Genomic DNA, 18,760 nt, shown 5'->3' with positions numbered 1-18,760 from the left:
GGGTGGACCGGGTCGGTCGGGGACGTGCCCCGCGGAGGCGTGCGCCGGGACGCACACGGGCTCCGGGGCGTCCCGCCACCGTTCCGGCGGGCGCCGGGCAGGTTGCCGGGAACAGCGGCGCGGGCAGGCTCCGGTCGCACGTCCTCCCCACCCAGCAGTCCTCCGGTACTCCCCCGGCCCGACCCCGGCCCGCGGGGAGCTGCCGCCGATCTCGGGCAGGAGCTTGGCATGCACGGCGACACGCGGGACCAGTCCACACCGGTGGCCGAAGGCCACGACGCAGCGGTCGCGGAATCCGCCGGACGGATGGATTCTGACACTCGGACAGATCCGGCGATGCCGGCGCCGAGGGCGTCCGAAGCGGTCGGTGGCGGATCCTCCGAAGCCCAGCCCTCCGCGGCCGCCCGACACCCCGGGGCCGAGGAGGACCAGGCGGCGGCACCCCGCAGGCGCACCACCACCACGCGCCGCGCCACCGCCACCGCCCCGAAGGCCGGCGCCACCAAAGCCGGCGCCACGAAGGCCACCACACCGAAGGGCGCCGCCGAGGCCGCCGCCGCGGGGGCCCCGGCCACCCGGGCACCCGCCCGGAAGTCCACCGCTCGCAAGCCCTCCGCCCGCAAGACGACAGAGAGCGACACCGTGATCGGCCGCATCCCCGTCCTGGACGTCAGTCCCCTCGTCGACGCCGGCCGCCGCCCGGCCAAGGCCGTCGTCGGCGAGACCTTCCTGGTCACCGCGACCGTCTTCCGCGAGGGCCACGACGCCGTCAACGCCAACGTGGTGCTGCGCGACCCGCGCGGCCGCAGCGGCCCGTGGACGCCGATGCGCGAACTGGCCGAGGGCACCGACCGCTGGGGCGCGTACGTCACCCCGACGGCGCCCGGCCGCTGGTCGTACCTGGTGGAGGCGTGGAGCGACCCGGTCGCCACCTGGCGCCGGACCGCCGCGGTGAAGCTGCCCGCCGGGATCGACACCGCGCTGGTCCTGGAGGAGGGCGCCCGGCTGCTGGAGCAGGCCGCGGCCGGGGTGCCCAAGAAGGAGGGCCGCGCCGACGTGCTGGCCGCCGCCGACGCGCTGCGCGACCCGACCATGCCGCCGCTGTCCCGGCTGGCCGCCGCGCTCGCCCCCGAGGTGCTCGACGTGCTGCGCCGCCACCCGCTGCGCGAACTGCTCAGCGCCTCCCGTCCGCTGCCGCTCCAGGTGGACCGCGAGCGCGCGCTGTTCGGCTCCTGGTACGAGTTCTTCCCCCGTTCGGAGGGCGCCGTGGTGGACCCGACCGGCGTCGAGCCGCCGCGCCCGGGCACCCTGCGCACCGCCGCCGAGCGGCTGCCGGCGGTCGCCGCGATGGGCTTCGACGTGGTCTACCTGCCGCCGGTCCACCCGATCGGCCGAGCCTTCCGCAAGGGCCCGGACAACACCCTGACGGCCGGTCCGCACGACGTCGGCTCACCCTGGGCGATCGGCTCCCCCGAGGGCGGCCACGACGCGGTCCACCCCGACCTCGGCACCCTGGAGGACTTCGACCACTTCGTCGCCGAGGCGCGGGAGCTGCACCTGGAGGTGGCGCTGGACTTCGCCCTCCAGTGCTCCCCCGACCACCCGTGGGTGAACAAGCATCCGGAATGGTTCAGCCACCGCGCGGACGGCACGATCGCGTACGCCGAGAATCCGCCGAAGAAGTACCAGGACATCTATCCGATCAACTTCGACCAGGACATGGATGGAATCGTCAAGGAAACCATCCGGATCCTCCGGTTCTGGATGTCCCGCGGCGTCCGGATCTTCCGGGTCGACAACCCCCACACCAAGCCGGTGGCGTTCTGGGAGAAGGTGCTCGCCGACGTCGCCCGGACCGACCCCGACGTGGTGTTCCTCGCGGAGGCCTTCACCCGCCCGGCCATGATGCACACCCTGGCGAAGATCGGTTTCCACCAGTCGTACACGTACTTCACCTGGCGCACCACCAAACCGGAACTCACCGAGTACCTCACCGAACTCAGCGGTGACGCGGCCGCGTACATGCGGCCCAACTTCTTCGTCAACACCCCGGACATCCTGCACGAGTACCTCCAGCACGGCGGCCGGGCCGCCTTCGCGGTCCGCGCGGTGCTCGCCGCCACCCTCTCCCCCAGCTACGGCGTCTACGCCGGCTACGAGCTGTACGAGAACGAGCCGGCCCACCCGGGCTCCGAGGAGTACCTGCACTCGGAGAAGTACGAACTGCGCCCGCGCGACTGGAGCCGCACCGACACCCTGGCCCCGCTGCTGACCGTGCTGAACCGGCTGCGCCGCCGCCACCCCGCCCTCCAGCAACTGCGCGACCTGCGCTTCCACCCCACCGACAACGACCAGGTGCTCGCCTACTCCAAGACCGCGACCACCCCCGAGGGGCTCACCGACCAGGTCATCACCGTGGTGAACCTCGACCCGCACCACGTCCAGGAGGCCACCGTCACGCTCGACGGCGACGGCCCCTACGCGGTGCACGACGAGCTCACCGGCGCCGTCTACACCTGGGGCCGGCACAACTACGTCCGGCTCGATCCCTCAGCCGAGCCGGCTCACCTCCTCACGGTTCGGAGGAACCCAGCGTGACAGTGAACGAGCCCGTCCCCGACACCTTCCCCGAGACCTCGAAGAAGAAGCTCGACCCCGAGTGGTTCAAGCGTGCGGTCTTCTACGAGGTGCTGGTGCGGTCCTTCCAGGACAGCAACGGCGACGGGGTCGGGGACCTCAAGGGGCTCACGGCCAGGCTCGACTACCTCCAGTGGCTCGGGATCGACTGCCTCTGGCTCCCCCCGTTCTTCGCCTCGCCGCTGCGCGACGGCGGCTACGACGTGTCCGACTACACGTCGGTGCTGCCGGAGTTCGGCGACCTCGCCGACTTCATGGAGTTCGTCGACGCCGCGCACGCCCGCGGCATGCGCATCATCATCGACTTCGTCATGAACCACACCAGCGACCAGCACCCGTGGTTCCAGGCCTCCCGGACCGACCCGGACGGGCCGTACGGCGACTTCTACATGTGGGCCGACGACGACAAGCAGTACCCGGACGCCCGGATCATCTTCGTCGACACCGAGACCTCCAACTGGACCTACGACCCGGTCCGCAAGCAGTACTTCTGGCACCGCTTCTTCTCCCACCAGCCGGACCTCAACTACGACAACCCCCGGGTCCAGGACGAGATGATCGCCGGGCTGCGGTTCTGGCTCGACCTCGGCATCGACGGCTTCCGGCTGGACGCGGTGCCGTACCTGTTCGCCCGCGAGGGCACCAACTGCGAGAACCTGCCGGAGACCCACGAGTTCCTCCAGCGGGTCCGCAAGGAGATCGACGCCAACTACCCGGACACCGTGCTGCTCGCCGAGGCCAACCAGTGGCCCGAGGACGTCGTCGACTACTTCGGCGACTTCACCTCGGGCGGCGACGAGTGCCACATGGCGTTCCACTTCCCCGTGATGCCGCGGATCTTCATGGCGGTGCGCCGGGAGTCCCGCTACCCGGTGTCGGAGATCCTCGCCAAGACCCCGCGGATCCCCGGCGGCTGCCAGTGGGGCATCTTCCTGCGCAACCACGACGAGCTGACCCTGGAGATGGTCACCGACGAGGAGCGCGACTACATGTACGCGGAGTACGCCAAGGACCCGCGGATGCGCGCCAACGTGGGCATCCGCCGCCGGCTCGCCCCGCTGCTGGAGAACGACCGCAACCAGATCGAGCTGTTCACCGCCCTGCTGCTCTCGCTGCCCGGCTCGCCGGTCCTCTACTACGGGGACGAGATCGGCATGGGTGACAACATCTGGCTCGGCGACCGGGACGGCGTGCGCACCCCGATGCAGTGGACCCCGGACCGCAACGCGGGTTTCTCCTCCGCCGACCCGGGCAGGCTCAGTCTGCCGCCCATCATGGACCCGGTGTACGGCTATCAGGTGACCAACGTCGAGGCGCAGCAGAGCAGTTCGAGTTCGCTGCTGCACTGGACGCGTCGCATGATCGAGATCCGCAAGCTCAACCCGGCGTTCGGCCTCGGAAGCTACGCCGAGCTGCCCTCCAGCAACCCCGCCGTGCTGGCCTTCGTGCGCGAGTACGAGGGGGACCTGGTCATGTGCGTGAACAACTTCTCGCGGTTCGCGCAGCCGACCGAGCTGGACCTGCGGCAGTACGGCGGCCGGTACCCGGTCGAGCTGATCGGCGGGGTGCGCTTCCCGTCGATCGGCGAGTGGCCCTACCTGCTCACCCTGGCCGGGCACGGCTTCTACTGGTTCCAGCTCCGGCAGCCCCCGCGCCTGAGCGGGACCAGGCGATCGAAGTAACGATCCGCCGCACGCCGCACACCAGCGTGAACAGCACCGCCAGACCCTCCGGGGGCGCGAGTCGAACCCCCGCGCCCCCGGAGTTCTCTGCACCACGCGTACGGAGAACAGCCCAACGGCCACCCACACGAAGGCGTGACACCCGAGCCGTGCTCGCGTGCCGCGACCGCCGCGCCGCCGCAATCCGGAAGACTGACGGACCCGGCCACGACCCGGACAGTCCGCGTGCTTCCGGGGAAAGGGAGTCATGTCCGAAACCTCCCGTTCTCAAGCCCACCTCCAGGACGACTCCGCCGCCGGTTCCGCCGCCGCGGGCACCCGGGGCGTCGGGGCCCGGAGAACCGCCGTGGGCGTCAGCGAGCTCGTCCAGGCTGCCCTGCCGCTGATCTCCGCCTGGCTACCCACCCAGCGCTGGTACGCCGGCAAGGGGCGGCCGATCACCGGGCTCATCCCGGTGGTCGGCACCCCCTTGCAGGTCGGCGACCCGGCACTGCTGCACCTGCTGCTGCGGGTCGAGCACGCCACCACGGCCGGCGCCCCGCACGGCGACATCTACCAACTGCTGCTCGGCATCCGCTCGGGCGGGCTCGGGGACATCGGGCCCGGCGCCGTACTGGGCCGGCTCAGCCAGGGCCCCTACGACGGCGCGACCCTCTACGACGCGGTGCACGACCCAGAGCTCACCGGGCGGCTACTGGAACACCTGGCCACCGGGGACCGGTTCGGCGCGCTCTCCTTCCGCCGCACCCCCGGCTCCGGACTGCCCGCCAACCTCCCCGGCCGCGCCTCCACCGCCGAGCAGTCCAACAGCTCGGTCATCTACGGCACCTCGTACATCCTCAAGCTGTTCCGCCGCATCCACCCCGGCACCAACCCGGACCTGGAACTCTCGCTCGCGCTCTCCCGGGCCGGCTCCACCCGCATCCCCCGGGTCGCCGCCTGGTTCGAGAGCCGGATGGAACGCGCCGAGCCCGCCACCCTCGGACTGCTCCAGCGCTACCTGCCGGACGCCGAGGACGGCTGGGAACTGGCCCTCGACCAGGTCGGCCGGCTCAAGGGCGACCGCTCCCCCGGCAACTTCGCCATCGAGGCCCACCGGCTCGGCCGGGCCACCGCCGAAGTGCACCGGGTGCTGGCCCGCTCGATGCCGGTCGCCCGGCTCGACCGCACCCAGACCGGACGGCTGGCCGGGGCGATGGCCGACCGGCTGGACAGCGCCGTCGCCGCCGTCCCCGGGCTGCTGCGCTTCCGGTCCGCGCTGCGCACCGCCTTCCAGCAGCTCGCCGACGCCCACCCGGACGGCCTGCCGGTCCAGCGCATCCACGGCGACCTCCACCTCGGCCAGGCGATGCGCACCCCGCACGGCTGGGTGCTGCTGGACTTCGAGGGCGAGCCGGCCAAGTCGGTCAACGAGCGCCGAGAACCGCAGCCGGCCCTGCGCGACGTCGCCGCGATGCTGCGCTCCTTCGACTACGCGGCCGCCCACCTGCTGGCCGGCGGCCCGGTCGACCCGGAACTGGCCCACCTGGCCGCCGCCTGGGCCCAGCGCAACCGCACCGCCTACTGCGCCGGCTACACCGCCGGCGGCGGCGCCGACCCGGCCGCCTCACCGGAGCTGATGCGGGCGCTGGAGATCGACAAGGCGGTGTACGAGGTGGTCTACGAAGCCCGGCACCGGCCGAGCTGGCTGCCGATCCCACTGGCCGCGATCAACCGGCTGGCCCTGTCCGTCTGACCCCCGCTTCCCGCCCCGCCCGCAGGACTCCGCCCACCCCGTCCCAGGAGGACCCCGCCGTGACGCCGATCGACCCGACCGGCCGCCCCACCCGCCCCGTGCCGGCCACCTTCCTGGCCGGACCGCTCCCCGCCGGAGGGCGGACGGCCGAAGGACGCGCCGGCCGCGAGCGCGCGGCGCGCCGGGCGGCCGCGGAGGAGGGGGGCACCGGCACCGGCACCGGCCCGGAGCCCCCGACCGCCCGCCCGCCCGCAGCCGGGGAGCCCGCGAGGAACGGGCGACCGGCCCCCACCGGGGCGCTCCGGCTGCCCGAGGCGCCGCTGCCGCCGGCCGAGGTCGACCGGCTGGTGGGCGGGCAGCACCACGACCCGCACGCCCTGCTCGGCGCGCACCCGGTGCACGGCGGCACCGCGATCCGGGTGCTGCGCCCGTTCGCCGAGCGGGTGGTCGTCGAGACCGCCCACGGCCCGGCCGAACTCACCCACCAGCAGGGCGGGTTGTTCACCGGTCTGGTGGCCGGCGGCGAGCCGCCGGAGTACACCCTGCTGGTGACGTACCCCGGCGGCGAGCCGCTGCGCCAGCACGACGGCTACCGCGCCGCGCCCACCCTCGGCGAGCTCGACCTGCACCTGATCTCCGAGGGCCGGCACGAGCAGCTGTGGCGGGCACTCGGCTCGCACGTGCGCACCGTCGACGGGGTGCCCGGCACCGCCTTCGCGGTCTGGGCGCCGAACGCCGTCGGGGTGCGGCTGATCGGCGACTTCAACCACTGGGACGGCACCGGGCACCCGATGCGCTCGCTCGGCTCGTCCGGGATCTGGGAGCTGTTCGTCCCCGGCCTCGCCGAGGGCGCCTGCTACAAGTACGAGGTGCACACCCGGCAGGGCTGGGTGCTGGACAAGGCCGACCCGCTGGCCCGGGCCGCCCAGTGCCCGCCCGGCACCGCCTCGGTGGTCACCTCCTCCGACTACCTGTGGCAGGACGGCGAGTGGATGGCCCGCCGGGCCCGCGCCGCGCACCACCGGGCACCGATGTCGGTGTACGAGCTGCACCTGCCGTCCTGGCGCCCGGAGCTCACCACCTACCGCGCCATCGCCGAGGAACTGCCCGGCTACCTCAAGGAGTTGAACTTCACCCACGTGGAGTTCATGCCGGTGATGGAGCACCCCTTCGGCGGCTCCTGGGGCTACCAGGTGTCCGGCTACTACGCCCCCACCGCCCGGCTCGGCGGCCCCGACGACTTCCGGTACCTGGTGGACACCCTGCACCGGCACGGCATCGGCGTGATCGTCGACTGGGTGCCCGCGCACTTCCCCAAGGACGACTTCGCGCTCGCCCGCTTCGACGGCGAGCCGCTGTACGAGCCGGCCGACCCGCTGCGCGCCGAGCACCCGGACTGGGGGACGCTGGAGTTCGACTACGGCCGCAAGGAGGTGCGCAACTTCCTGGTCGCCAACGCGGTGTACTGGTGCGAGGAGTTCCACGTCGACGGCCTGCGGGTGGACGCCGTCGCCTCGATGCTCTACCTCGACTACTCCCGCGAGGGCGGCGCCTGGACGCCCAACCGGTTCGGCGGCCGGGAGAACCTGGACGCGGCCGCCTTCCTCCAGGAGATGAACGCCACCGTCTACCGGCGCTGCCCGGGCGTGGTGACCGTCGCCGAGGAGTCCACCGCCTGGGACGGGGTCACCCGCCCCACCGACGCCGGCGGCCTCGGCTTCGGGCTGAAGTGGAACATGGGCTGGATGCACGACTCGCTGGTCTACATGTCCAAGGAGCCGGTGCACCGCAAGTACCACCACAACGAGATCACCTTCTCGATGGTGTACGCCTACTCGGAGAACTACGTCCTGCCGATCTCGCACGACGAGGTGGTGCACGGCAAGCAGGCGCTGGTCTCCAAGATGCCCGGCGACTGGTGGCAGCAGCGCGCCAACCACCGCGCGTACCTGGGCTTCATGTGGTCCCACCCGGGCAAGCAACTGCTGTTCATGGGGCAGGAGTTCGCCCAGGGCGCGGAGTGGGACCACGAGCAGGGCCCGCAGTGGTGGGTGCTCGACGAGCAGTGGCCGGCCCACCAGGAGCACCTCGGGGTGCGCCGGCTGGTCCGCGACCTCAACCGGCGCTACCTCGACACCCCGGCGCTGTGGGAGCTGGACACCGTCCCGGACGGCTTCCGCTGGCTCGACGGCGGCGCCGCCGAGGACAACCTGCTCTCCTTCGTCCGGTACGCGGCCGACGGCTCGCCGCTGGTCGTGGTCTGCAACTTCTCGCCGGTCGTCCGGCACGGCCGCCGGGTCGGCCTGCCCCGGCTGGCGGGCCGCGAGCAGCTCTGGGAGGAGGTGCTGAACACCGACGCCGAGGAGTACGGCGGCAGCGGCACCGGCAACTCCCACCCAGTCAAGGCCGAATCGGTGGAGTGGGACGGCCAGCCCCGCTCCACCGAACTGGTCATCCCCCCGCTCGCCACCCTCTGGCTCCGCCCGGCGCGCTGAGGCCCCGCCCGTCCGCCCGGGCGCCGTCCGTCCGCTACGGCGGGCGGACGGTCATCCGGGGGCCGTGACGGGGAACCCGAGCTCCTCGGCAGCCCTGCCGAGCTCGCGGTCGTAGGTGACGAAGTCGGTGAGCTCGGCGCGGAAGGGCTCCGCGCCGGCCAGGTGGAGCGCATCCAGCGATCCCAGCCGCGGAGTGCGGTGGGCGAGAGCCCTGGCCAGCACCGCGTTGCTGAGATCGACCCGGTAGGCGCCCCGGAGCGCCTGGTCGACGTGGTACGGGACTAGCCGGTGGGAGAGGCCCGCGCGGAGCGAGGTGCGGGTGATCTCCCGCCGGGCCAGCTCGCTGGCGACGGCTGTCGACGCCAACCCGGGACCAGGCCCTTCGCCCCTTGCCCGCCTTGCCCGATTCTGCTCGCGGACGGCCGTTCGGGGTGCGAAGGTATGGTCGATATGACCACTTTCCGAGACGACGGGACGGAGACACCCACGTGGCGCGCAGCGTGTACGTGACCGGTATCGACCGGGGGGACGGCCGACAGGCGGTCGAACTCGGGGTCATGGAACTGCTCACCCGCCAGGTGGACCGGGTCGGGGTGTTCCGTCCGCTGGTGCACGCGGCCTCGCCCGGCGCGTCGGGGTCGGACCACGTCGTCGAGCTGCTGCGCGCGCGGTACCGGCTCGACCTCCCGAGCACCGAGCTGTACGGCCTCACCTACGAGGAAGCCGCCGCGCTCCAGGCCGCCCAGGGGCAGGACGAGCTGGTCTCCGTCCTGGTCGACCGCTTCCACGCGCTGGAGCGGCGCTGCCAGGCGGTGCTGGTGCTCGGCACCGACTTCGCCGACACCGGGATCCCGGACGAGCTGGCCTTCAACGCCCGGCTGGCCAACGAGTTCGGCGCCGCCGTGCTGCCTGTGGTCGGCGGGCACGGAGCGGACGCCGAGACGGTGACCGCCGAGGTCCGCAACGCCCACCGGGCGTACACCGACCTCGGCTGCGAGACCCTGGCGATGATCGCCAACCGGGTCGCCCCGGGCGCCAAGCAGCGGATCCAGCGCACCCTCACCGAGAAGCTGCCGATCCCCGCCTACGTCATCCCGGAGGAGCCGGCGCTGGCCGCGCCCACCGTCGCGCAGCTGGTCGAGGCGACCGGCGCCGAGGTGCTGATCGGGGACGCCGCCGGCCTCGCCCGGGACGTGCGCGGCTACGTCTTCGGCGGCGCCATGCTGCCCACCTTCCTGGACGCGCTGACCGAGGGCGCCCTGGTGGTCACCCCCGGGGACCGCGCCGACCTGGTGATCGGCTCGCTGGCCGCGCACGCCGCCGGCGCCCCGCCGATCGCCGGCGTGCTGCTGACGCTCGGCCAGCACCCCGGCCCCAACGTGATGGCGCTGGCCGCCCGGCTCGCCCCCGGCACCCCGGTCGCGGTCGTCCCCGAGGGCAGCTGGCCGACGGCCGCCCATCTGACCCACCTGGAGGGCAAGCTCACCTCGGCCAGCCCCCGGAAGGCCGAGATCGCCCTCGGCCTGTTCGAACTGCACGTCGACACCGCCGAGTTGACCAACCGCATCGAGGTCGGCCGGTCCGAGCGGGTCACCCCGATGATGTTCGAGCACGAGCTGCTGGAGCGCGCCCGGGCCGCCCGCCGGCACGTCGTGCTGCCGGAGGGCACCGAGGAGCGGGTGCTGCGCGCCGCCGAGATCCTGCTGCGCCGCAACATCTGCGACCTCACCCTGCTCGGCGAGGTGGACGCCGTCCGCCGCAAGGCCGCGAGCCTGAGCATCGACCTCCCGACCGAGGCCCCGGCCGCCGACCGCGCCCGGGTGCGGATCGTCGACCCGGCCACCAGCCCGCTGCGCCGCCAGTTCGCCGAGCTGTACGCGAGGCTGCGCGCCCACAAGGGGATGACCGTCGAGCTGGCCCTGGACGTCGTCACCGACGTCTCGTACTTCGGCACCCTGATGGTCCAGGAGGGCATCGCGGACGGCATGGTCTCCGGCGCGGTGCACTCCACCGCCGCCACCATCCGGCCCGCCTTCGAGGTGATCAAGACCTCGCCGGGCGCCTCGATCGTCTCCTCGGTCTTCTTCATGTGCCTGGCCGACAAGGTGCTGGTGTACGGCGACTGCGCGGTCAACCCCGACCCGGACGCCCAGCAGCTGGCCGACATCGCCATCCAGGCCGCCGCCACCGCCGCCCAGTTCGGGGTGGAGCCGAGGGTCGCGATGCTGTCGTACTCGACCGGCACCTCCGGCTCCGGCGCGGACGTCGACAAGGTCCGCAAGGCCACCGAGCTGGTCCGCGAGCTGCGGCCGGACATCCTGGTCGAGGGCCCGATCCAGTACGACGCGGCGGTGGACGCCCACGTCGCGGCCACCAAGCTGCCGGGCTCCGCGGTGGCCGGACGGGCCACCGTCCTGATCTTCCCGGACCTCAACACCGGCAACAACACCTACAAGGCGGTCCAGCGCTCGGCCGGCGCGGTCGCGGTCGGCCCGGTGCTCCAGGGGCTGCGCAAGCCCGTCAACGACCTCTCCCGCGGCGCGCTGGTGCAGGACATCGTCAACACCGTCGCGATCACCGCCATCCAGTCCCAGGACCACAAGGGGGCCGAGAAGTGAGCGAAGGTACCCGCGTTCTCGTGCTGAACGCCGGCTCCTCGTCGGTGAAGTACCGGCTGATCGACATGCTGGACGGGGCCCGGCTCGCCTCCGGGCTGGTCGAGCGGATCGGCGAGGCCGGCGGGCGGCTGGTGCACACCCCGCGCACCGGCGAGCCGCGCGAGGCCGTCCAGGTCTTCCCGGACCACGCCGCCGCCCTCAAGGCCGTCGCCGAGGAGCTGTCCGCCGACGGCCTCGGGCTGGACTCCCCCGAGCTGGCCGCGATCGGCCACCGGGTGGTGCACGGCGGCCTGCGGTTCACCGAGCCGACGGTGATCACCGACGAGGTGCTCGGGGAGATCCGCCGGCTGATCCCGGTCGCGCCCCTGCACAACCCGGCCAACATCACCGGCATCGAGGTGGCCCGCGCGCTGCGCCCCGACCTCCCCCAGGTGGCCGTCTTCGACACCGCCTTCCACGCCTCGATGCCCGAGTACGCGGCCCGGTACGCGATCGACAGGGCCGTCGCCGACCAGCACCGGGTGCGCCGCTACGGCTTCCACGGCACCTCGCACCAGTACGTCTCGCGGGCCACCGCCCGGCTGCTCGGCAAGGACCCGGCCGAGGTCAACGTGATCGTGCTGCACCTGGGCAACGGCGCCTCCGCCTCGGCGGTCGCCGGCGGCCGCTGCGTGGACACCTCGATGGGCCTGACCCCGCTGGAGGGCCTGGTCATGGGCACCCGCTCGGGCGACATCGACGCCGGCGTGGTGTTCCACCTGCACCGGGTCGGCGGGCTGTCCGTGGACGAGATCGACGACCTGCTCAACCGCCGCAGCGGCCTGCGCGGGCTGTGCGGCGAGAACGACATGCGCGAGATCATGCGCCGGGCCGACGAGGGGGACGCCGACGCGAGGCTGGCGTTCGACTCGTACGTCCACCGGCTGCGCAAGTACATCGGCGGCTACTACGCGGTGCTGGGCCGGGTGGACGCGATCGCGTTCACCGCGGGCGTCGGGGAGAACGCGGCCCCGGTGCGCGCGGCGGCCACCGCGGGACTGGAGGGACTGGGCATCGCCGTCGACCCGGAGCTGAACTCGGCGCGGTCCGGCGAGGCCCGGATCATCTCCCCCGAGTACGCCCGGGTGGCGGTCGCCGTGGTGCCCACCGACGAGGAGCTGGAGATCGCCCGACAGGCCTTCGCGCTGGTGCACCGGGAACGCCGGGAGTCCGAGGACTGACACGAAACCGTCTCACTCCTCGGAACTATTCGTCGGCGATTCCTCCCGGTGCGTGCCGAATGCGCCCATAACACGAACGGATAGACTGATCCATATGCGCCGAGCGAAAATTGTCTGCACCCTGGGTCCGGCGACGGACTCCTACGAACAGCTGAAGGCCATCGTCGAGGCGGGCATGAACGTCGCCCGACTGAACATGAGCCACGGCAACCACGCGGACCACGAGGAGCGGTACCGCAAGGTCCGCCAGGTCTCGGAGGACACCGGCAAGGCCATCGGCGTCCTGGCCGACCTCCAGGGTCCGAAGATCCGTCTGGCGACCTTCGCCAACGGCCCGGTGACCGTCGACAACGGCGACGAGTTCACCATCACCACCGAGGACGTCCCCGGTGACCAGCACATCTGTGGCACCACCTACAAGGGCCTGCCCGGCGACGTGAAGCCCGGCGACCCGATCCTGATCAACGACGGCGTCATCGCCCTGGAGGTCGTCAGCGTCGACGGCCCGCGGGTGAGGACCGTGGTGGTCGAGGGCGGCGTGCTCTCGAACAACAAGGGCATCAACCTGCCCGGCGCGGCCGTGAACGTGCCCGCCCTGTCCGAGAAGGACAAGGACGACCTGCGCTTCGCGCTGCGCCTGGGCGTCGACATGATCGCCCTGTCCTTCGTCCGCAACGCGGACGACATCAAGGACGTCCACGAGGTCATGGACGAGGTCGGCATCCGGGTGCCGGTCATCGCCAAGATCGAGAAGCCGCAGGCCGTCGAGGCCATGGAGGAGATCGTCCTCGCCTTCGACGCCATCATGGTCGCCCGCGGCGACCTGGCCGTCGAGTACCCGCTGGAGCGGGTGCCGCTGGTCCAGAAGCAGCTGATCACCCTGGCCCGCCGCAACGCCAAGCCGGTCATCGTCGCCACCCAGATGATGGAGTCGATGATCCACGCCTCGCGCCCGACCCGCGCCGAGGTCTCCGACGTCGCCAACGCCATCCTGGACGGCGCCGACGCGGTGATGCTCTCCGCCGAGTCGAGCGTCGGCAAGTACCCGGTCGAGACCGTCCGCACCATGAGCCGGATCTGCGAGAAGGCCGAGGAGGAGCTGGTCTCCCAGGGCCTCCAGCCGCTCAACCCGGGCCGCAAGCCGCGCACCCAGGGCGGCTCGGTCGCCCGCGCCGCGTGCGAGCTGGGCGACTTCCTGGACGGCAAGGCGCTGGTCGCCTTCACCAAGTCCGGTGACACCGCCCGCCGGCTGTCCCGCTACCGTTCGCCGATCCCGGTGATCGCCTTCACCCCGGACTCCGCCACCCGCAACCAGCTCTCGCTGAGCTGGGGCGTCGAGGCGTACGTGACCGAGCAGGTGGCCACCACCGACGCGATGGTCGCGCAGGTCGACCGGGAGCTGCTGCGGATGCGCCGGCTCGACGAGGGCGACACCGTCATCGTCACCGCCGGTGTCCCGGTCGGCATCCCCGGCACCACCAACATGGTGCAGGTGCACCACCTGGGCACCCGGGGCGAGTGAGCACCCGTCAGGCCTGAACGCCCGTGGGGCGGTCCTCCTCCGGGAGGGCCGCCCCACGGGCGTTGCGGCGTCGGCCCCGCCTACTTGTCGCTGTAGGGGGCGTCGTCGTTGAACAGGTGCATCCCGGGGATGTGCAGGGTGCCGCCGAACTGGCCGGCCTGCTTGGCGGTGACGCCGGTCAGCTCCAGGTCCAGCGGGATCGGGATGGCGCCGATCAGGTCGTACAGCCAGCGCGGCAGGGTGTCCGGGGTGAGGGTGATCTCGCCCAGGTCGATCGGGATCGGCAGGCCGAGCACCTTGGAGAGGTGACCGGACAGCCGCTCCACGTACATCGTGACCGGGCCCTGGCGCATGGTCGAGGTGGAGCCCGGGGCGCCCTGGACGTGGAAGGTGACGCCGTTGCCCTCCAGGGTCGACATGTCGAGGTTGTCGATGTCCACGCTGTCGACCACGAACTTCAGCACGCGCTTGGTCCTGGTCGGGGTCTTCACGTCGTAGACGCCGTGGAAGGCCGCGCCGTGCAGGGCGAGCCGGCTGGTCTTCAGGGTCCAGTTCTGCTCCGGGACGACGTGCCCGGCGGCGGCCGCCCCTGCGGTCAGACTCCGGGCGTCCACCTCGCAGTTGGGGTTCTCGGTGGGCGTGGCGGAGGGGGCGCCGGAGGCGCCCGTGGAGGTCGTCGCCGAGGGCGTCGGCCTGGCGTCCGCCGAGGGCGCCGGCTTGCTGCTCGCCTTGCCGCTCGGAGTCGCGGTGGGCGAGGGCCGGCCGGCGGCCGGCTGGGTCGCGGGCGGCGCGGCCTGCTGGGCGGCGGCGGCCGGGGCCTGCGGCTGGGCGGGCTGTTCCGCGGTGCCCGTACGCGGGGCGGGGGCGGCCGGGGCCGCCGGGGTGGTGGGCGCCGCCGGGGTGGTGGCCGGGGCGCCGCCCGGGGTGGGGCTGCTCGGCGAACCGTCCGGGTTGAACAGCCTGGTGATGCCGCCGACCAGGTCGTCGATCAGCCCGGCCTGGGACACCGTAGCGGTCCCGGTGGCGGTGCCCTGGCGGACCGCGCTCGACACGGCCGCGTCGCCGGTGGCGGCGGAACGGGCGGCGGACTGCTCGACGGACGGGGTGGCCGTCCCGGTGGCCGGGGGCTTGACCGGCGAGGTGGGCTGCTGCGCGGGCGCGCTGGGCGGCGCCTGGGTCGGCACCGAGCCCGGGTCGGTCGACGGGCTGGCCGGAGGCGCGGTGGTCGGGGCCGGACCCGGCACGGTGGACGGGCCCGGCGGCGGCTCGGGCAGCTCGCTCTTGGGCACCGGCGTCTCGATCGGCGCGACGTCCGGCACGACGGCCGGCGCGGTGCCGCAGGGCCTGCCCGCCGAGGACTCGGCGACCGCCGGGTTGGGCGTGTAGGCGGCGGCCATCAGCAGCGCGGTCGGCACCGCCGCCATCGCCAGTGCCCGGCCTCTCAGCCGGACCCGGACGGGCGTGCGCGGGGCCGCGTGCCGGCCGGGGGGCGGGGCGGGAGCGGTCGTGCCGTCGGCTTGCTCGGCCGGCCCGGTCACCGTGCCTCCTCCTGCTCCACGGCTCCGCCCTGCTTCGGGACGGCGGTCCGGTCGGCGGGGCCGGTGGCCCGCGGCGCGCCCTGGGCGGGCAGTTCGGCGGTCGGCGCCTCCACGGTCGGCTCGACGGCCGACTCGGCGGCGACGCTCTGCGCCACGGCGTTCCCGGCCGCGGCGGCGTCGGCGCCCTTGGCCCGGCGGCGCCGGCCCTTGGCCGCCGTCCCGGCGGCGGGCTCCGGCAGCGGCGCCCAGGAGACCATCAGCCCGCCGCCGATCAGGCCCGGCAGCAGCGCCAGGCCGAAGCCGGCCAGGTTGGAGACCGGGATCGACACCAGCGTCAGCAGGATGGTCGCGATGCCGGCGAAGACCCGTACCGCGGGCTGGAACCAGGCGGTCAGCCCGAGGATGATCATCAGGATCCCGATGATCAGCGACCCGGCGCCGGCCGTGGTGGACATCGCGATGGTCAGGCCGCCGAACGACAGGTGCGCGTAAGGGAAGTAGAGGATCGGGACGCCGGCGATCATGGCCAGCAGTCCGCCCCAGAAGGGCCTGGTGCGGCGGAATTCACGGAAGTGCCGCCAGAGCCACCCGACGGGGTTCTGCTGGCGGGGCCGCGTCTCGACCGTTGCGCTGGACATGGTGCAACTCCTCGACGTCGCTACGAGGGAAGGACAATGGGGGTGGGCCGGGGGCGGTGTGTCACCGCCCCCGGCCCCGGGCCGTCACTCGGGCACGCCGTCCGGCGCGCCGTCAGGCGAGGCTCAGAAGCACTCGTTGCCCTTGCCGTCGCCGCTCTTGAGGGAGAGGTTCAGGCCGTTCAGCTTGAACGTTCCGGCGGAGGTGGCCCGGGCGGTCTGCTGGACGCCGGTCAGGTCGGCCTCCTTGGCGGCCTGGGCGAAGCCGGTGGCACCGGTCGGCAGGCCCTTGTTCCCGGTCGCCTTCTGGACGGCCGCGTGGGGCGACCAGCCCTGGGTCGCCGAGCCGGCGAGGGTGGAGGCGTCCTGGCCGATGTTGATGTTGGTGAAGGTCGCGTCCGCCTTCAGCTGCTCCAGGTCGATCAGCAGGTTGTCGGCCTGGACCGGCTTGCCCGCCTCGGTACCGGCGTTCAGCTGGAGGGTGATCTTCCCGAGGCCGAAGCCGGACAGGTCGGTCACCACCGACTGGCACAGGTTCTCGATGTCGGCGTGGTCGAAGGCCGAGACGGCGACCGGGTGCGGCGTGCCGTTGGCCTCCATGTCGACGGTGCCGAACTGGGCGAAGTTGGTGCCGTGCAGGTGCGAGGTGCTCACCTTGAACTGCTGGCCGGAGATGCTGAACGAGGCGGCGAGCGCGCTGTTGGCGATCGAGACGCCGACCATCGCGGTGGCCGCGACGCTCGGCACCATCACCAGGGCGAAACGCTTCCAGCGGGTCTTGCCGTAGGTCTGGGACATGCGAGTCCTCCTTCTAGGACGTACATCTCCGGCTCCCCGGCGGTGCGTCCCGCACCGGTGGGGGCCTGGGATGGGAGAGAGCTACGTCCTCGGTAGCGGAGAGCGCCTTGGGCGTCGTCGGACGCGGGAACGGCCTGCGGACAGCGGGCCTCCCGTCCAAGCACCGGCCGTCCTTGCGGGGCGGCGGGCAGGACCGACGACATCGGCGATCACCCCCGAGCGACAACCAGCGACCGCGCAGGGCCGCGCGGCCGGTCGAAGGACAGGAACCGCCGTGGGACCGCGGATACCCCCCTGCCCTCCCTCCCGCCGACCGGGGCCGGCGGGTCACCCGGTGGGGATCCCGCACTCCGCGTGACCGACCGGGGTCGGTGGCCGTGGAGCCCGGGACCGGGCGTGGCCGATCGTGCTTGAATCCCGGGCCAAGCACAAGGGGTTCCTTACTGACGGGTAATCCAACACTGGGTGGCGTTGATCATGGAATCGGCCCGAGGTGCACCCTGCGTGACGTCTTGAAGGAAAGGTGACGGCGAAATACGCCGGAAACAGAAGCGAAACACCCGTGGGCGGTCACATGGCGTGACCATCCACGGGTGAAATCAAGATTTGGTAAACCTCTGGCCGGTTGACCGGATTGTCGCCAAATCACCCTACGACACCGCAGGTCATCCGCCGTGCCAGGCGCCGGGCCCGGGCCGGGCGAGAAACCGGCCCGGGGCCGAGCCGGAGCCCGGCCCGAACCAGGCCCGAACCGGGCTCAGAACAGCACGCGCGCCAGCGCCGTACGGGCCGCGACGACCCGCGGGTCCTCCGGGCCGATCACCTCGAACAGCTCCAGCAGGCGCAGCCGGGCGGTGTCCCGGTCCTCGCCGGCCGTCCGCCCGACGGTGGTCACCAGGCGCCCGAAGGCGTCCTCGACGTGACCGCCGACCAGGTCCAGGTCGGCCGCCTTGAGCTGGGCCTCGACGTCCTTCGGGTCGGCCGCGGCCGCCGCCCGGACGGTCTGGAGGTCCAGGCCCTCGATCCGCTTCAGCAGCTCGGCCTGGGCCAGGCCCAGCTTGGCCTCAGTGTTGCCCGGCTCGTCGGCCAGCACGTTCCGGTACGCCTGGATGGCGCCGCCCAGGTCACCGGCGTCCAGCGCGTCGTGCGCGGCGGACAGCGCCGGGTCCTCGGGGCGCTGCGGGGCGGCGGGCGCGGCCTCGCCCGGGGCGCCCGCGCCGCCGGACACGCCGAAGCGCTGCTCGGCGACCAGGATCAGCTGGTCCAGGATCTTGCGGACGTTGGCGGCGCTCTCCGCGCCCTGGAACAGCGGCACCAGCTGGCCGGCCACCACGGCCATCACGGCCGGGATGCCCTGGATGCCGAACTGCTGGGAGAGCAGCGGGTTGGCGTCCACGTCGATCTTGGCGAGCACGAAGCGGCCGGCGTACTCCTCGGCCAGAGCCTCCAGGACCGGGCTCAGCTGCTTGCAGGGCCCGCACCACTCGGCCCAGAAGTCGATGACGACCGGCACCTCGGTGGAGCGCTGGACGACGTCGGCCTCGAAGGTGTCCTCGGTGACGTCGATGACGAGCTGGTAGGCGGACTGGGCCGGGGCGGCTCCGGCCGACTCGGCGGCCGCCGCCTGACGGGCCCGCTCGGCCCGGGCCTGCTCGGCCTTCTGGGCGGCTTCGCCGGCCGCCTTCACTGCGGCGAGGTCGACCGCGCCGCGCAGGGCGGAGCTGTTGAGACGCGAATTCCGTGGCTGCATGGCACCATCCTCCCCCGTCCGCGCTGCTCGCGGGCACCAACCTCCGGAAAGTCGCCCCGCGCGGGCCGCGCGGTGCGGATTCCCGGGCGCGGTGCCCCTCCCCCGGTAGCCTGGACCGTTCGGCGCGGAT

At 72.9% G+C, this 18,760-nt stretch carries 12 protein-coding genes; 7 read left to right on the top strand and 5 right to left on the bottom strand.

Features of this window, described 5'->3' with window-relative positions; translation table 11 throughout:
* The first annotated feature begins 642 nt into the window (after positions 1-642).
* The 4 genes from ACZ7RU_RS05620 to glgB all read left to right on the top strand — a co-directional run bounded on the left by ACZ7RU_RS05620 (position 643) and on the right by glgB (position 8,549).
* Positions 643-2,598 (top strand): alpha-1,4-glucan--maltose-1-phosphate maltosyltransferase, encoded by a 1,956-nt coding sequence (locus tag ACZ7RU_RS05620; RefSeq protein ID WP_470339770.1) that lies wholly within the window; start codon positions 643-645, stop codon positions 2,596-2,598.
* Complete coding sequence (gene treS / locus ACZ7RU_RS05615; protein WP_387750418.1) at positions 2,595-4,319, top strand: maltose alpha-D-glucosyltransferase; 1,725 nt, start codon at positions 2,595-2,597, stop codon at positions 4,317-4,319. Before ACZ7RU_RS05620 ends, treS begins: the two co-directional genes overlap by 4 nt.
* 247 nt (positions 4,320-4,566) lie before the next feature.
* The gene (locus ACZ7RU_RS05610; protein WP_470339630.1) at positions 4,567-6,054 is read left to right on the top strand and encodes a maltokinase N-terminal cap-like domain-containing protein; all 1,488 of its coding nucleotides are present in this window, start codon (positions 4,567-4,569) and stop codon (positions 6,052-6,054) included.
* 59 nt (positions 6,055-6,113) lie between these two features.
* Complete coding sequence (gene glgB, locus ACZ7RU_RS05605) at positions 6,114-8,549, top strand: 1,4-alpha-glucan branching enzyme (protein ID WP_470339629.1); 2,436 nt, start codon at positions 6,114-6,116, stop codon at positions 8,547-8,549.
* A 51-nt stretch (positions 8,550-8,600) separates the two neighbouring features.
* On the opposite strand, the gene ACZ7RU_RS05600 is transcribed toward glgB, so the two are convergent.
* The gene (locus ACZ7RU_RS05600; RefSeq protein ID WP_470339628.1) at positions 8,601-8,915 is read right to left on the bottom strand and encodes a PIN domain-containing protein; all 315 of its coding nucleotides are present in this window, start codon (positions 8,913-8,915) and stop codon (positions 8,601-8,603) included.
* 122 nt (positions 8,916-9,037) lie between these two features.
* On the opposite strand from ACZ7RU_RS05600, the gene pta reads away from it, so the two are divergent.
* From pta to pyk, 3 genes are all read left to right on the top strand, one after another.
* Complete coding sequence (pta, locus tag ACZ7RU_RS05595; protein WP_470339627.1) at positions 9,038-11,167, top strand: phosphate acetyltransferase; 2,130 nt, start codon at positions 9,038-9,040, stop codon at positions 11,165-11,167.
* Positions 11,164-12,387, top strand: a complete 1,224-nt coding sequence (locus tag ACZ7RU_RS05590; protein WP_470339626.1) for an acetate kinase — start codon at positions 11,164-11,166, stop codon at positions 12,385-12,387. Before pta ends, ACZ7RU_RS05590 begins: the two co-directional genes overlap by 4 nt.
* 94 nt (positions 12,388-12,481) lie before the next feature.
* Positions 12,482-13,909, top strand: a complete 1,428-nt coding sequence (gene pyk / locus ACZ7RU_RS05585) for a pyruvate kinase (RefSeq protein WP_387750405.1) — start codon at positions 12,482-12,484, stop codon at positions 13,907-13,909.
* An 80-nt stretch (positions 13,910-13,989) separates the two neighbouring features.
* On the opposite strand, the gene ACZ7RU_RS05580 is transcribed toward pyk, so the two are convergent.
* From ACZ7RU_RS05580 to ACZ7RU_RS05565, 4 genes are all read right to left on the bottom strand, one after another.
* Positions 13,990-15,447 carry a hypothetical protein gene (locus tag ACZ7RU_RS05580; protein WP_470339625.1) on the bottom strand — a complete coding sequence of 486 codons (1,458 nt, stop codon included), beginning with the start codon at positions 15,445-15,447 and terminating at the stop codon, positions 13,990-13,992.
* The gene (locus tag ACZ7RU_RS05575; protein ID WP_470339624.1) at positions 15,444-16,085 is read right to left on the bottom strand and encodes a DUF6114 domain-containing protein; all 642 of its coding nucleotides are present in this window, start codon (positions 16,083-16,085) and stop codon (positions 15,444-15,446) included. Before ACZ7RU_RS05575 ends, ACZ7RU_RS05580 begins: the two co-directional genes overlap by 4 nt.
* Before the next feature lie 123 nt (positions 16,086-16,208).
* Complete coding sequence (locus tag ACZ7RU_RS05570) at positions 16,209-16,880, bottom strand: DUF6230 family protein (protein WP_401110906.1); 672 nt, start codon at positions 16,878-16,880, stop codon at positions 16,209-16,211.
* 757 nt (positions 16,881-17,637) lie between these two features.
* Complete coding sequence (locus ACZ7RU_RS05565; protein WP_470339623.1) at positions 17,638-18,630, bottom strand: tetratricopeptide repeat protein; 993 nt, start codon at positions 18,628-18,630, stop codon at positions 17,638-17,640.
* Between the last annotated feature and the right edge of the window lie 130 nt (positions 18,631-18,760).

This window comes from Kitasatospora sp. NPDC114501 (genome assembly GCF_055633695.1).
This window is presented reverse-complemented; position numbering and strand designations above follow the sequence as displayed.